11 protein-coding genes are annotated in these 16,276 nt (G+C 53.9%); 8 read left to right on the forward strand and 3 right to left on the reverse strand.

Annotation, left to right across the window (positions count from 1 at the left end):
* Positions 1-174: 174 nt before the first annotated feature.
* Genes PN477_RS18415 through PN477_RS18425 form a run of 3 tightly spaced genes read left to right on the forward strand, consistent with a single transcriptional unit; the run spans position 175 to position 2,877 of the window.
* Positions 175-1,131, forward strand: coding sequence for a hypothetical protein (locus PN477_RS18415; protein WP_272116599.1), 957 nt, complete (start codon positions 175-177; stop codon positions 1,129-1,131).
* A 22-nt stretch (positions 1,132-1,153) separates the two neighbouring features.
* Positions 1,154-1,948 carry an RDD family protein gene (locus PN477_RS18420; protein WP_272147537.1) on the forward strand — a complete coding sequence of 265 codons (795 nt, stop codon included), beginning with the start codon at positions 1,154-1,156 and terminating at the stop codon, positions 1,946-1,948.
* A 53-nt stretch (positions 1,949-2,001) separates the two neighbouring features.
* Complete coding sequence (locus tag PN477_RS18425; protein WP_272116595.1) at positions 2,002-2,877, forward strand: sulfotransferase family protein; 876 nt, start codon at positions 2,002-2,004, stop codon at positions 2,875-2,877.
* Positions 2,878-3,047: 170 nt separating this feature from the next.
* On the opposite strand, the gene PN477_RS18430 is transcribed toward PN477_RS18425, so the two are convergent.
* Positions 3,048-3,170 carry a photosystem II protein Y gene (locus tag PN477_RS18430; RefSeq protein ID WP_072619400.1) on the reverse strand — a complete coding sequence of 41 codons (123 nt, stop codon included), beginning with the start codon at positions 3,168-3,170 and terminating at the stop codon, positions 3,048-3,050.
* Positions 3,171-3,560: 390 nt separating this feature from the next.
* Between PN477_RS18430 and hpsA the strand changes: the two genes are divergently transcribed.
* The 4 genes from hpsA to PN477_RS18450 are packed head-to-tail and all read left to right on the forward strand — an operon-like array spanning position 3,561 to position 11,990.
* Positions 3,561-9,350, forward strand: coding sequence for a hormogonium polysaccharide biosynthesis protein HpsA (gene hpsA, locus PN477_RS18435; protein ID WP_272116592.1), 5,790 nt, complete (start codon positions 3,561-3,563; stop codon positions 9,348-9,350).
* A gap of 8 nt (positions 9,351-9,358) precedes the next feature.
* Positions 9,359-10,102: a hormogonium polysaccharide secretion pseudopilin HpsB gene (gene hpsB, locus PN477_RS18440; protein ID WP_272116590.1), complete on the forward strand. Its 744-nt coding sequence runs from the start codon at positions 9,359-9,361 to the stop codon at positions 10,100-10,102.
* A 15-nt stretch (positions 10,103-10,117) separates the two neighbouring features.
* A complete protein-coding gene (gene hpsC, locus PN477_RS18445) occupies positions 10,118-11,260 on the forward strand; it encodes a hormogonium polysaccharide secretion pseudopilin HpsC (RefSeq protein WP_272116588.1) in 1,143 nt (380 codons plus the stop codon).
* A 34-nt stretch (positions 11,261-11,294) separates the two neighbouring features.
* The gene (locus PN477_RS18450) at positions 11,295-11,990 is read left to right on the forward strand and encodes a prepilin-type N-terminal cleavage/methylation domain-containing protein (RefSeq protein WP_272116586.1); all 696 of its coding nucleotides are present in this window, start codon (positions 11,295-11,297) and stop codon (positions 11,988-11,990) included.
* Positions 11,991-12,118: 128 nt separating this feature from the next.
* Here the strand turns inward: PN477_RS18450 and PN477_RS18455 are convergent, their stop codons facing one another.
* Together PN477_RS18455 and PN477_RS18460 are read right to left on the reverse strand one after the other, a co-directional pair.
* Positions 12,119-12,565 (reverse strand): hypothetical protein, encoded by a 447-nt coding sequence (locus PN477_RS18455; protein WP_272116584.1) that lies wholly within the window; start codon positions 12,563-12,565, stop codon positions 12,119-12,121.
* Complete coding sequence (locus PN477_RS18460) at positions 12,566-13,306, reverse strand: hypothetical protein (protein WP_272116582.1); 741 nt, start codon at positions 13,304-13,306, stop codon at positions 12,566-12,568.
* 297 nt (positions 13,307-13,603) lie between these two features.
* On the opposite strand from PN477_RS18460, the gene PN477_RS18465 reads away from it, so the two are divergent.
* A complete protein-coding gene (locus PN477_RS18465) occupies positions 13,604-15,964 on the forward strand; it encodes a transglutaminase TgpA family protein (RefSeq protein WP_272116580.1) in 2,361 nt (786 codons plus the stop codon).
* The last annotated feature ends 312 nt before the right edge of the window (positions 15,965-16,276 follow it).

Raw genomic sequence — 16,276 nt, forward strand, 5'->3', positions numbered from 1 at the left:
GATCATCTTGCCTGCCTGTGGAGGCTTCGACGTTAGTCGGCCTGTGAAGCAGGAAGCTCAAGCAACGACGGGAGTTCAACTCTCTTTGTTTGTTTGAGAAGCCCCCGTTATATCCGTAGGATTAGCGGGGGAGAACTTCACTACCCCATTGTTGTATCGTTTTTGGTCAGGGTCATGCCCAATCTACACAAATCCACAGCGGGCCCCTTGAGCATTGGTAATGTGATCAATGCCACGGTGACGCTCTATCGCACCCATTGGCGGCCCTATCTCTCGTTGTCGTTTCAGTCCAGCGCCTGGATTTTGATTCCGTTGGTGATTGGGGCGTTTGGGGTGATGGCAGCCCTGGCGACCGATGCCCCGGAACTGTGGTTTGGGGCCATTCCGTTTTGGATGGGCGGGGCGGTCTATTGTTGGGGGCGATCGCTGATTGCCGTCGGGGCGATTACCCGGCTCGCTGTCGAAGCCTTACAGGAGCGGGAGGAAACCGTACCGACGGCCTATCGGTGGGCGCGATCGCGCCTCTGGGGGTTAATCGGGGCCACCTTCTTGTTAGGCTTGCTGTTTTTCGTGGCCTATGTGGGTCTGAGTTTCATTTTCCTGGTGGGTGGGGTGCTCATTGCTGCCCTCTTCGGTGTTTCCCTCATCAACCTCGCCACAACCACCACCATCGAGCCAGAAACCGCCGTCCTCATTGGCTTGACAATTCTGGGGGTGACGGGGCTGTTTTTGTTGGCTATCCTGAGCTTATTTTTTTGGATCGGAGCACGGTTGTTCATTTACGATGTGCCCATCATCGCGGAAACCGAGAGCAGTGCCACCCGCACCCTCGGCACCAGTTGGCAACTCACCCAGGGCAACACCTTCCGGGTGATGCTGGTATTACTCTTGGCAACGGTGGTCACCATCCCGATCCTGAGTGTTGTCCAGGTGTTGAGCGTCGTGTTACAAGGCATTCTGATGGTTTGGGTAGACCCGATGAATCCGGTGTTTACCGTTGCTGTGGTGGCGGCGAGTGGAGGGGTGGGGGCGATCGCCAACATCCTCTTGATTCCATTTTGGCAAGTGTTAAAAGCCGTTGTTTATTATGATCTGAAAATCCGTCGCGAGGGGATTGACCTGTCCCTGTAACGCGATCGCCCCCTTGACCCCCATGACCCTCCTCAATCGGATCACCCTCCGCACCCCCGAAAGCGTTGAACTCACCTTTACCCTCGCGGGCATTGGCAACCGCATCTATGCACTGCTGATTGACTATCTGATTTGGGGCGCGATGCTGTTGGGGTTCTTGACCTTTTGGGCGGTGAGTTTGGAGCGACTCACCGCGATCGCAGCGGTACTGCCCTGGGATGAAGACACCCTGCGCCTTTGGATCATCGCGCTGGGGATGGTGATCGGGTTTGGGCTGTACATGGGCTATTTCATCGGCTTTGAGGTGGGGTGGCAGGGGCAAACACCGGGCAAACGCTGGGTCAAAATTCGGGTGATTCGGGACAATGGCCGCCCGGCTCGGCTACCCCAAGCCACCCTGCGATCGCTCCTCCGCCCCATTGATGACCTGTTTTTCCTGGGCATGGTCTTGATCCTTTTCGGCCAGCAGGAAAAACGCCTCGGTGATTGGCTCGCCGGTACGCTGGTCGTCCAAACTGCCCCCCTCAGCACCGCCACCATCCCCCCGCCATCGCCCCCCGTCCAAGCCTACGCCGCCGAACTGCGCACCCAAGCCGATCTTGACCGCCTCACCCCGGAACAGTTCGCCACCATCCGCAGCTATCTACTGCGATCGCCCCACCTCAGCCCCCGCGCCCGCCACAGCAAAAGCCAAGCCCTCGCCCGCCAAGCCGAACACCTGCTCCACCTCACCACCCCGCCCCCCACCCCCCTCACAGATCATCACATCCTCGCCGCGATCTACTGGGCCTATCAAGGGGAGGGCGATCGCGGCTAATTTTTCGGAGCGAGAGTTTAAGATAAAAGAATAGCTCCTCAATCGCTCCCGCCATGTCTTCCCCCGTTGCGCCCTCCCTCCCCGATGTTCTGATGCTCGGAGCCGCCAAAGTCGGGTCAACCTCCCTCCACGAATACCTCCGCGATCATCCCGGCGTTTGCCTCAGTCACGCCAAAGAACTGTATTATTTTCTCCCCCCCGCCGAGCGAGAGAAACACAAACCCTGGGGCGCGATCGCTACCCCGGAAGCCTACGCCCAACAGTTCGCCCACCGCACCCCCGGCCAAATCACCGTCGAACTCTCCACCAACTACTACGCCTACCCCGAAGCCGCCGCGATTATCAAACACCATTGCCCCCAGGTGAAACTGTTTATGATCCTGCGTGACCCGGCGAATCGGGCGTTTTCCTCCTACAGTATGCGGCTGCGCAATGTGGGGGATGTGCGACCGGTGGCGGAGGAGTTGAGCGATCGCACCTCGCAATTTGTCCAGCGGGGGTTTTATTTCGCCCAGATCCAAGCCGTGTTAGCCCACTTCCCCCCGGAACAACTGCGGATCTTTTTCTTTGAAGACCTGATCGCCGACAAAGACCACTTTTTTAAAACCCTCTGCGTCTATCTCGGCATCGAACCGCGATCGCCCCAACGCAACTACCACGGCCGACCCGGCGGCATCCCGAAACGCCCCTGGCTCCATGCCCTCGCCACCCGTGATAATCCGATTCGGAGTGCGATCGCCACCACCCTCAAACCCTTCATTTCGCCCGAAAAACGCCAAAAACTCCGCGCCACCCTCGTCCAAGCCAACATCCAAACCGCTAAACTCCCCACCCCCGTCCGCGCCCACCTGATCGACCTCTACCGCGACGACATCACCCACCTCGAAACCTTCCTCAGCCGCGATTTATCCGCCTGGAAAACCTTGTAAATCTCCCGTTTTCCCCTCACCCCAAACCCCTCTCCAACAGGGCGAGGGGCTGAGGAACAAGGGGCTTAAGCCCCTTGCCTGTGGGGGTGCGTCCACAACAGCAAAAAACCCTCTCCCGTGGGAGAGGGTTGGGTGAGGGCAAATCCCCCGATATTTGATGGGTTTACGCCTTAGCGTTTGCTGAGAAAGCCTTGCACTTGACCGAGTGCCGCCGCAAAAATGTTGAACCCTGCCCAGCCTGCGGCGAGGAGAAGGGGGCCAAGTACAATCACGAGCCGCCAATCAAAATCCATGGTGTACTTTCTCCGTCAATAATTAAGTGAAGGTTAAAACTGCCCGTATTGTATCACTTCCGATCGTCTGTGGATTTGTTCGGGGCTGGGAGTCTGGCCTTCGTTTTGGGTCTTGATCGATTTCGGGGGGAAGCTGGGTATGCTAACCAAGGGATGGTGCTCCTGGTTGAGGGACAGCGTGGAACAGTGCGATCGCACTGTGTGATCCGTACCGCCCCCCCTCAACCGATTAATCCATCAGCACAAAAAAAGATTCACGAGTTGCTCTGGAATCATCCGGATCGGCGGTGTAGTCTTACTCCAACTCGGTTTTCTCCCTGTGTATCGACCGTGATCACACGTTGATCGGGGGATTTCCATTCTTTACGAACGTTACTCAGGAACGTTGCTATGTTAAAACGACTCCTCAAAAGTCTAAAAATTCTCTGGCAGGAGTTGATCCGTCTTCCCCAACGCGGGGTGCGATCGCTACAAACCCTCCTACGCCAGATGACGGGCCAAGAACGCGGCACAACCGCCGGGTTTGTCTTGCCGACAGTCACAATGGTGACCTTGGTGGTCGTTTTAACCAGTGCAACCCTGGTCTTGCGATCGATGGATCGGGCCAAGAATGCCAGTAATTTCCGCGTCAGCCAAGTGGTGATGAATGCGGCAGCCCCCGCGATCGATCGGGCCAAAGCGAAGGTGGAAAACCTGTTTGCTGACCCCAACTCTAGTTTGCCACGAGGTACACCAGCCGACCCAGAATTATCAAGGGTACTTGAGGGAAGCAAATACACCCTCGAAGATGAAGTGCGTTTACAGGTTGCCTTTGATATTGACGGGGGTGGGATCAATGATGATGAAGCTATCAAAACCGCGTGGCGTTTTCCTGTGGATACGGACAACAACGGGAAATTCGACAGTTTTACCCTCTACGGCGTGTATTACCAATCCACGAACGATCGCGCCCGTGTGCCGATTGAAGCCCGCACCCGTCCCCAAGTCTTAAACGCCACGGAAAGTAACCCGGCTTGCCCTGGTGCTGCGGATACGGCTGCAAGTTTAGTGGGTAGTGATGGTTGGTATGAGCAAGATGGCGTGCTGAAAAAGGCGTTTTTCACCTATGTGACGAATGTGCCGATTACGGATATTAATGAGGCTGGGCTGTTCGATGGGTACAATGCCGCGCCCTACAATAACCGAGCTAATTACGAGAATTTCAAAGGAAATCCAGGGTTTACAGCTCTGGAATATCAACAGGATCGCGCTCGAATTCCCTTGGGCAATAATGCGATCGTGACCGAAGATGATTTAGACTTCACCGCCGGGACAGATTTCCGCATCAGTGGTCGGATTTTGACCAATGGTAATTTTATTGCGTCGGAGCGGAATGATATTGAACTGCGGTTCTATCAAGTGAGTAGTCCGAGTTCCTGTTTTTACGAAGAAGAAAACGGCAAAGTCATTGTCCAAGGGAATGTGGGCATGGGTCGGGTTCAAGATAATGCCAACGCCACCGGTCAGGTTGATTTTGACCTCTTTAAGGGGGTTGGTAATGCCGTGGGCACGGGGCAGGTGAATTCGACGAATCGGTCTGTGACGAATGACTCGGTGGATATCGCCTACAACACAAAGGCTTACGAAGACCGGATCGCCCATCTCGTTTCGATTACGATCGCAGGCCAAACCGTGGCCAATGATCCGGCGGCGGTCAGAGATAAAATTGACGATCGCGTTGCGGACAACCCAGAGCTAGACAGTGAGCGCGATCGCCTCCGGTCTGAAGAGCTTGAAATTTGGTTCCGGAACCGGACGCGCAAAGTCCCCGCCCGCGAAGTGGCGTTTAATTCATCGAAGGCCGTGGCGATCACTGGAGCCAATTGGCCCTTACCGGGCAATGGCACCGATGAATTACGCCCTCCCAATGCTTGGATTCTCCCCGCCGATGGCGATACTCGCCTCACCCTGAAGCGAGACCAACTCCAACAGGCGAATCCGGACACGGTGGAAAATGAGCAATTTTTAGGCGATCGCATCCTCGTTGGCAACAACCTCCCCGCTGTCTGGTGGGATGGTACGGCGTTTGCCGGCGATGAAACAGAAAACACCCTCCAACTCAATGGTCAATATTGGTATGCTCCTGGCGGTGGACAATCCGCCGCTGAGGGCGATCGCTACCGTCTCACCCGTGCCCGTCGCCTGGATGATGTCGGCGTTACCGGTCGTGATGGATTTTGGGAACTCATGGCCGCCAAAGTCCCGGAAAAGAAAAACGAAGCCGTCGGCGGCCTGCGCGTCGTCACCGGAGCCGGGATCTACTTCCCCGCTAACGCGAACATTAACGTACCTCAAAATCCGGAATATGTCGTCTGGCCCGATTGGATGCCCCAACCCCCTGATCCAAAGGTTTCATACATTACAACGGAACCGCCAGGCAGTGCCAATAATTTGCGCTATCTCAATCAACATCCTTACCGTTCAATTGAGGTTGATAATTCTGGTGCTCCCATCCTGAATGAGAGCGGTCAACAACTTAAACGTGGTGGACTTGTTGAGCGTTATGAGGGGGATGAGCCTGTTTATATTGACGATGAACTTCCTGCAACAGTAAATCCCCCCAGTCGTCCATACCTGAAAATGCGGGCATCGGCGGTTTACCACTATCGCTATGAAGATGGTAAACAACCTATTGCTTGTGTGAGTAATTTCTATGACCCAACGGATTGGAAGACAGCACGAAACCGTCCGGGCTTACCGACAGCGGCAGGTGTCAATAATAAAGATATCAGTAGTGCTATTGCTCTGGGCAATGGAGCGGAGTTAGATAATACGAAAAAACTGGATGTGGCGAGAGGGAATGATCCCTATGATTATGGTTTCTCCAATAACGGGATTGTCTACACCCCGGCGAATACATCCTACGCCTTCACGAACGATGCCACGATGCTATACCAAGCAAACTTGGTGTATCCCAACGGTCGGCTTGTCAATCCGATGCTTAAAAAGGCGTTGGACAAAATCAGAACCGATGGAGCCGCAGACCTAACCATTGCCGAGCGGAGTGCGATCGATTCCACCCTCTGCGGGTTACAAATCTTGCGGGCTCCTACCACCGGAATCACCGAAACTCCCCGGCCAGGGTTCCGGCTCTCCCACGGCACGATCCAAGAAGTCGCCTTTTTAGACGGTCGGCAGATTAAGAGCGTGGAAAAACCCAAAAACCCGACCCAAGCGGCGAACACCCAAAAAGTCTATAATTCTCAACCCTTAACCCAAGGGCAAAGCGAAGCCAAAACCGGTCAAGCGCAATACGATCTTCAGCTTGAGCATCGTTTACCGATGGAGATTCGGGCCACGGTGATCGACATGAAGAAGCTGCGCCAAGGCCCCGCTAACCCGAATACAATTTCACCGAATGGTGCTGACCCCTTACCGGTCACGGAATATATGTTCCCAGTGAGTGGCATTGTCTATGCCACACGGGACGATGGGTTAGCCGATGCCAGTAATCGGCGGGCCCAGCCCAATCCTGCTACTAATGATCCCGCCTTAGATTTGCTCAACAATGAACCATTTATGCAACAACCGGCGGACAAAATCAGTGCCACAGATTTCTGGCTTGATCCCACTCGTCGCCCCAATGGCATTGTTCTAATCAACGGAAAGCGGCTCAATCGCGATGATAACAACCTATTTTTGAAAAATCCTGGAGATCCTAAAAGTGAAAAATTAGGTGAAACCGAAAAAGGCTTAACCTTAGTAAGTAACCTTCCGGTTTATATCAAGGCGGAGGAGAAAGGCAGTGATGCGCTGCCAGGATTCAACATCCATGACAATGAAGAGTTCAACAACCCATTGACGGCGAATTGGAGTAATTTCTACACCCGCACTAATCTTAATATCAACTTTGCTTGTCGTCGTGCTGATAGTCGTTTGCCTCTCTGTACGGTTGGAGATAAGTGGCGACCGGCGAATATTCTGAGTGATGCGGCGACGTTGTTATCCGATAAGTTCCGGTTTGGGTTCCGCAATGAAGGGGATTACGACATTCGGAACAACCAATCCGACAACCTATTCCGCGATCCTTATGTGCCAATACCAGGTGGAAGGAAGTTGCTGCATGATCTTTTCGATGATTACGATCCTGACCAACAGGCATTTCTACCCGCTACGGTGGGGATGAAGCGGGATTACATTGCATCCAACACTGTCAATTTTGGAAATCCTGATAGTTTGCCCAACGATCTTAGTCCGACTGCAAACACAACCCACTACAACGACATTCAAACAGTCCGAGAACTGCAAGGCTATCTAACGGATAACAGCCTATCGGTTAATGGTCTATCGAGTAACCAACCCGCAGGAAGTTCAGCATTTGTTGCGGAAGGTTTACAGGTTGAAGATCGCGGCTACTCGCAACGTAGCACCGCAGCAACACGACCGAATCGACCAACAAGTCAGCCATACTTTCTCGATAGCACCTATTTCAACAACTTTACAACCCCAGTGCAGCGGCGTTTATACACTGGCGATCCAAATATTCCTTTAACTCAAGATCAACTACCTCTTGAGTACTTAATGGAAACCTGTCTTAAGCTCCCGGTGTCTCAATGTAAATCCACAGATTGGTTTGCGTACCAAGACAGTAGTGGAACACTGATTCCGGCCTCTGATACCTTAGATAAAACTCTCAGTGCGATTTCAAACGGCGCAACTCCTGCTAATCAAAATTGGGCAGGAACCACAGAAACACCACCAAGCCCACAATGGCAACACTACCCCCGCCGTGTCGCATTCCTACGCAAAACACCTCGCATAGAAAATCTTGATGTAGGTGTTTTAAACCCTCCCATATCTCCTGCTACTACATCAACAATTGAACCGGATTTCTCAAAGCACTCTAGTGCAGGTTTCCGTTATGTGAAGGATGCAGGTGCATATTTTGCGCCTAAAGATGGTGATTTAATGCTCAGTATAGAGCAGATAAAACGAGTCAAAAAGCGACCCATTCCTATTGCAATTTTAGGTAGTACCTTGGCAAACAAAAAGCCCGCTTGCTACCACTACAATGCTCAATTTATTAATGAACAAAAGCCGACAGGCACTGCTCCAAGAGACAGTTATTCATTTTCTGAAAGCAACCCGGCCATCAATGATGGTAAGATTTGGTTTACTTATTCAGACACAGCAACAAAGACATATTGCGACAAGTTTTCTGCAATCAAAACATCTTTAAGCAGCACGCCACGAAACAATGTTCTCTGGTATGCAACATCTAGCGGTGATTCAATTGCAAATCTTCCTACGGGTGATAAAGACGACTACAACAAGAAAGAGCATCCTTTAGCGATCTTGGATGGAGACACAGGTTACAAAAATGGAATTCGTGGCCTTCTCGTGTATGACCAAATGTATGAGAGGGAAGTGCGAGGCATTACAACATACAGCAGCCCAGCGGATGCGTACAACAAAAACCCTGACCTCACAAAATCACAACCGCCGTTGTTGCCGATTCTCCAAATCAACTCTGTAACAAGTGCAATAACACCGGATGATATTCCCAATGACGGACAACCCTATCAAGAAACTAATTGGTTGCCGCAAGTAGGAATCTATGCCAACAACATCCACTACAACATGGTGCTAGCGTCTGGTGATACCCCCGTTCGGTTTAACGAAGGGTCAGGTGGAATTACCAATATTCCCCGCCTGCTCGAAAACTGGACACCCGGATCGGTGAACAATCGGCAAAAAACAGAGATCAAAGGCTCCCTGATCCAACTGCAACGGAGCTTCTACGCCACCGCTCCCTTCCAGCCACTCTATAGTAATGACCTCGCAGGCGGAAATAGTCCCACAGAAGGAAACTTCAGCGTTAATGATGGTTCTGTTTTTCTCAATGAGCAACGGTATCCTACCGGGAATGGACGTTTTGCCTACTACGAACCATCCGATCGCCAATGGGGTTTTGATGTGGGGATGCTCTCCCAACTGCCCGATCTGTTCTCCCAACAGTTCACCCTGCCGCCCACCGACGACCCCAACGAATATTTCCGCGAAGTCGGCCGGAATGATGATTGGGTACAGACCCTCCTCTGTGCCAAACAGATCAGCCGCGCCAATGGGACAGTCACCAATAACCGCGCCGTCAACAGCGACCAACGCCCCAACACCTTCTGCAACACCAACAGCCCCTAACCTGAACCATGTTCACCCAACCCACCCCCCCAAAAAAACACACCACCGAATCCGGATTCACCATTGTTGAATCCCTCCTCGCTGTGATTGTGATTGCCATTGTCCTGGTGGGCATTGGGCCGATCATTGCCTTCTCCGCCGCGACCCGGCTCCAGTCCCGCCGGATCGAAATTGGCATCCAATCCGCACGGGGCTACCTAAGCGGCGTTCAAAGCGGCACGATCGCAGACCCACCCATCACCGAAACCGGAGCCGGTGACACCGTCGCCCTCAAACTCACAGACGTTGCCGCCCCCACCGGCAACGCCCTCACCTGTACCAACAACACCTACTGCACCGCCCCCGCACCCACCAACGAAGCCAGCCTCTACTGCATTGACCAAGATAACGATGGATTCTGCACCAACACCAGCAGCAGCGATCTGATCATCCAAGCCTTCGGCAAACAAGCCCCCCTCGGCAGTACCACCACCCCCACCGCCGACCAACGGGCCGAAGCTGGCTATCAACTGGGGATTCGTGTCTATCGGGCCAACGGTTTTCAATCGGATGTGACCCTAAAGAGAAGCTCAGACAACACCAGCACCACCGGCCCCCGGAACCAAGCCAGCATCGTCACCGGAGGTTTAGGGAGCCGGAGTTTACCCGTGGTGGAAATGACCACCGAAATGGGGATTGATGGGTCTGGTGGCACTCGTTATGAAGACTTTTGTAAACGGATCAACCGTACCGCGTCTGGCAGTTGTAATTAATCCATCAGGAGAACCATGGCTCGATTGCTGAAATTCTTGCTCATCGCTCGGCTCAAGCAGCGCAAAACCGCAGGGTTTACCCTGATTGAATTGCTCGTGGCGATGATTATTGCGGTATTGATTATGATTCCGTTGATGAGTTTGGCGATCAACCTGATCGACACCGATCGCAAAGAGCAAGCGAAATCCACCTCCGAGCAAGAATTACAAGCCGCCGCCGACTTCATCGCCCGTGACCTCGAACGCGCCATCTATGTCTACGATGCGATCGCCCTCACCACCAATAACAACGCCACCCCCGCCAACTCCGGCATCCGCGACCAAATCCCCCCCGTCAAACCTGCCCCCGGCTGCACCGATGCCAATTTATGTCAGCCCGTCCTCGCCTTCTGGACGCGCCGCCTCGCCCGTGAAGCCGTCCCCGCCCAAGGCAGCAATGTCAACTGTCGGACCGCTAGCGACGCGAATCGAGAAGCCTCCTGTGATGACACCTTTGTCTATTCTCTCGTGGTGTACTACCTGATTCTCAACAATGGTGCAGATAAAGTGTGGTCAAACACCGCCCGCATCGGTCGCTTTGAACTGTCTGATGGGGTGAAAGGGGTGGATGGGTCTTATCTCGATGCCACCACGACCCAAGGGGGGAACATCCGCGATCCGGGGTTTGTGCCATTTGATTTGGGACTCGATGATAGCATTCGCCTCAGTATGAACCAGTGGGAATCGGGCAGTAAAGATACCAACAATCAAATTACCCCGGAAGCCTTCGACGCGAATAGCACCGTGCAAATCTTGGTGGACTACATCGATCAAACCACCGTGACGGATAACGCCAACATCCCCCGCACGGCTTGCCCCGCTCCGGTGACAAACCCCCAAATTCCCCAAGAAGGCTGGATACAGTCCCCCTACTACGGAACTCAAAACCCTGCACCAAGCCCTGCCCCTACTGCCCCGCCCGCCGACTTCCAAACCTATAGTTTTTATAGCTGTATTAATGCTGAAGAAGGGATTGTTAAGGTCTTTTTGCGGGGGAATGCCTACGCTCGGATTCAAAATCGTAATAATCCGGGGGAATGGGTGGACACGGTCACTCGCCGTAGCTTTTTCCCCAGTACGTCTGTTGAAGTCAATGCAGAAGGGGTGATTAATCAATAGACCCGTTAGCCTAGTTCCTTTATTCCGGTGAGTTATGAATCAACCCAACAAATCACAATTAGAACGCGGCTTCACGCTAATTGAGCTATTAGTTGTGGTGGTGTTAATCGGGATTTTGGCGGCGATCGCAGGCCCCAGTTGGATCGGTTGGGTCTCCCAGCGCCGCGTCAATGCGGTTAATGGTCGAATTTTGCAAGCGATCGAAGAAGCCCGCAACAACGCCCAATCAAGCAAAGTCCCCTACAGTGTCGCGTTTCGGGTTATTGATGGTATTCCGGAAATCGCTGTGTATGAGGCATCTCTCAATGATGTCAACTCCTTTGATGCGAATACCCAAGCCCAAGTAAACCGACTCTTTGAGCAGGGTCGAACCACTGATGTTAAACCTAATCAAGTGATGCTGATGACTAACATCGGTGACGAAAATTCTCTAGCGACTTCTAGTAGCATCACGCTTTGGGATGGCTCACAGAATGTCAACAGAATTAGCAACACAACAACACCGATGACTCAAATGCCAAACCAGCGGATCACGTTTGATGAAACAGGGACGTTAGCGGGGGAATCTCCTGATACGGGCTTGTTGATGTTGGTGTCGATGCCTAATGCGAATGGGAATCCTCTCGAAGGCAAGATCCGCTGTGTGCGGGTGGGGACGCTGTTGGGCGGCTTGCAGTTAGGGCGATCGGCGGATGAATGTGAGCGATTTTATGAAGGTGACAATATTTAGAGCATCCTGCTCACAGGCAAGGGGCTAAAGCTCCTTGTTATTCTGTGACGAAACGGCAGGCAAGGGGCTAAAGCTCCTTGTTATTCTGTGACGAAACGGCAGGCAAGGGGCTAAAGCCCCTTGTTTAGTTACTGATCGGGGCCGTCGTATTCCCAGACGACACCGCCGCTTTGTCGCAGCATTAGTTGGGTGGAGATGGCGTTGGAGACGGCTCCGATTTCGGAAATGTTGGGGATATTTTGGGTTTGACGGGCGAGGAGATCGAGGCGGCGGGCGAGTTCAAGGTTGGGATGGGGGGAAGCGATCGCACTCTGACCAAAGCCCAAGAGCCAATTGACCCAATCCGTGAGGGTGGTGCGATCGCTCACTTGGTCGAAAAACTTTTCGATGCGCGGCGCAGTCCAGCCGTGGGATACCCCTTCGAGGAGTTGGGTAAAGAGGAATTCGTAATCGGTGGCGCTGAGGGGTTGGGGTGCTGTGGGGGTTGGGGGAACAGGAGCAGGTGGGGGGGAAGTTCGTCGTCCGGTGAGCCGTTGCCAAAGCCGTTTGAGCCAATTCCAAAAGGCATTTAACATTTAAGACTCCGAGTCGTGAATCAGGGCAGACAAACTGTAATGGCGGCGAATATCGAGTTGATCCGCAAGATCGAGGCTGTCGCCCGGCGGTAGGGGCATTTCATCGAGGGGGGTCAGTTCTTCGGGGGCGAGGACGGTGACGCGGGGCTGCTGGGGTAGGCGAGCGGCGACGGGTTTCGGGGTCGCGGCCACAGTGAAGGGAGAGGTGTGGGGGTGAAATTGGGGCGATCGCGAGGGGGGCAAAGGGGTAACACGAGCCGAGGGCAGCGGTCGAGGGGGGGTAGCGGGAAGGGAGGAGAGCGATCGCAAAATCAACGTTACCACAAACGACGTGGTCGCACAGCCCACCGTTAACAACACCAACAGCCGCAGCGAAAACCACGATGACCCCGATGGTGCTTCAGGGGCCGGGGATGGCGGTACGTTACTCGGCTCTTGATCCGCAGCCGGAACGGGTAGGGGGACAGGTTCGGGGCTAGGTTCTATCTCAGGAACCACCTCTAAGGCGGCATCATCTTCGCCCAAGGTGCGATCGGCCGGATTCACCTCCACGGGTTCCGGCAACAGAATCGGGTCAGGCTCTAAGCGTCCCGGACTTAAAAGGCTCATGGTTGCCGACACCGTCACCGACAAGGCCACAAGCCACGCACCTCCCCAAAGCAAAATCGGGGGAATTTTAAACCGAGGGGATGGGGGCAACGCCTCTGCAATATTCGGGTCGTCGGAAGGAGAATGCAACATGGGCGCAAAAAAAATCCAGAAGAGCGAAAGACGACGTACCTATGGACGTGCTTAGACGTGCTCATTATAGGAGACATCCTCAAAATATGGCAGTGCGATCCTGCCCCGCCGATTTAATTTCCGGGACAGAGGGATTTCAAAAGACCCTTTAAGATAATGGGTAAGCCACTCGATCGCCTTGATCTCGTTGCCTCTGGAATCCGTGCTCTTGATGTGGTAGTGGAATGCGTGCCTGAAATCTTGAACTAGGTTCGCACCCATGACATTCTCTGCTCTTCTCGCTTGAACCGTACTGTTATGCAACTTTCATCCCTGTTCCGCCGGATTCCTGTGGTGGGTTCACTGCCACAGCGTTTGATGAATCTCCCACGCCCAGAAACGGAGGAGTCTTTGACCCTCCGCATTTTTGTGCAGGTGTTGGTGGTGGTGGGGATTGTGGCGACGGATGTGGCTGCGTCTACACAGATGAGTGTGTGGGCGATTCCCCTCAGTTTTGCCGGGACGGGATGGAGTTGGGTGCGTCGCAAGCATCGGAATATTACGGTGAAGTTTTTACTGGCGATCGCCATGCTGGCGGCGTTGATGTCGTTTTTGGGGAATTTGCTGGCGAATTTGAATGATACGCGGTTGGTGTTGGCGCAATTGTTGATTCAACTGCAAGTTTTGCACAGCTTCGATCTGCCGCGTCGTAAGGATTTGGGCTATTCGATGGTGATTGGTTTGATCCTGATCGGGGTGGCGGGAACCTTGAGCGAAACCCTGCTGTTTGGGCCGTTTATTGTGGTGTTTTTAGCGATCGCCTTTCCCATTTTGATCCTCGACTATCGCTCTCGGTTAGGCTTTTCTGGGGGGGCGATCGCGGGCTTCCGTCCCAACCGCTCCGCAAAATCTGGAACCGCCGCGCCGCAATTCCGCCTCCCCTTGCCCCTCTCCCTGCGGCAATGGGGCGGCTTTTTTGGCGTAACCCTCCTGTTGGGTCTGGCAGCCTTTGCCCTGATGCCCCGTTTTCCCGGCTACCAACTGCAAACCCTGCCGGTGTCCAGTTCCATCGCCTTTGAAAATCAACGCTTTGGGGCGGACAATCGCGGCATCCTCAATCCAGGCACGGCGGACGGCAGCGCTGCCGAGGGGGATGACGCTTCGGGCACGGAGGGAGCCGCCGGAGCCGAAGAAACGACGATGTATTACGGCTTCAGTCGTCAGATGGATCAACTGGGGCGAGGCAAGCAAACCCTCACGCCGAAAGTGGTGATGCGGGTGCGATCGCAAGCTCCCGGTTTTTGGCGTGTCCTCGCCTTTGACCGCTACACCGGCAGCGGCTGGGATGTGTCACGAGACGAGCAACTCATCACCGTTGAACGCCCCGCCTGGTCTTACCGTTTCTACATGGGCATCCCGAACGGCCCCAAACTTTCCCAACAGGTGATCCAAACCTTCACGATCACCGCCCCCATGCCCAACCTGATCCCCGTCCTCACCCATCCCCAAACCCTTTACTTTCCCACGCCAGAAATTGCCTTTGACCCGGAAGGCGGCCTCCGCGCCCCCATTCCCCTCACGGAAGAATTAACCTACACCGCGATTTCTGACGTGCCACGCCGCGATCGCACCGCCCTCGGCCAAGCCGGGACGAACTACCCCGACACGATCCGCAAATACTATCTCCAAGTCCCCCCCGAACAACTGGATTCCCTCCGCCTCAATGCCGAAGCCCTCCTCAGTGAAGCCAAAACCCGCCCCGAAAATCCCTACGAAATTGCCCTCTTTCTCGCCCAAGAACTCAAACAGCAATACAGCGTCAACCCCGACGGCCTCGCCTTTCCCGGCGAAGACCTGACGGAAATGTTTTTCCGCAACGGCGGCGGCTATCCGGACCACTTCTCGACGGTGTTAACCCTGATGCTGCGATCGCTCGGCATCCCTGCCCGCTTAAGTGCCGGGTTTGGCCCCGGTCAATTTAACCCCTTCACCGGCTTCTACGTCGTGCGCAATACCGATGCTTTTGCCCTCACCGAAGTCTATTTTCCAGAGCATGGCTGGTATAGTTTTGACCCCCTACCGGGCCATGAAATTATTCCCCCCTCCATCGAAGAAGTGGAAACCTTTGGCGTGTTGCGGCAGTTTTGGAATTGGCTCGCCGGTTGGCTGCCGTCTCCCGTGGTGGGGGCGATCGCTGTCCTCTGGAGTGTCACCGTCGGCGTTGCCGTGGAGGTGATCGCAGCACTGTGGCAAGTAATGTCAAACAGTGCGATCGGGTTCTTGTTCGGGAGTATTAGCCTCGCCGGGTTTGGTCTCTTCGTCTGGCTGATCGGACAACAGGGGCGACGCTGGTGGCAACAGCAACGTCTCCGGACGCTACCCCCGATGGAGCGAATCTATCGACAAATGATCCTCCTCCTCGATGCCGCCGGCGATCGCACCGCCCTCCATCCCCCCAAGCACCCCAGTCAAACCCCCCACGAATATGCAGACCACCTGCGATCGCACTACCCCCCAGACCTCTGCACTATCATTGACGAAATTACCCAAGCCTACTTGCAGTGGTACTACGGCTCCCACGCCCCCAACACAGCCCATCTCCAAACTCAACTCAAACGCCTCCGTCCACTCTTGCGATCGCCATCTCGCACCCCGATTAATCTGGAAACTCAGCCATAAACCAGCCATTTCTCCAGGGAAACGTGCTGTAAATTACACCGACAAAAAACAAGATTGATTTAAGATCAAGGCAATCAGTTGATTGGTACTGGGAAGCCAGGCTCTACTTTTTAAGGTGTTGATTGACCGTATCCAGCACAATTTCTAAACCATGGTGTCGAAACAAAATACATACAACAAAAAATTAGGACGACCCATCCAAATTTTATTCTTGTGCTACCTAGGCTTTCTTTGCGTCTTAAGTGGCTTATTTTTCTACTTGATGTGGCGGCAAACCAAAGCAGAAGTTGAAACAGAACTAGCCTATCAAAA

This window comes from Spirulina subsalsa CS-330 (assembly GCF_028330765.1).
GTDB lineage: Bacteria > Cyanobacteriota > Cyanobacteriia > Cyanobacteriales > Spirulinaceae > Spirulina > Spirulina subsalsa_A.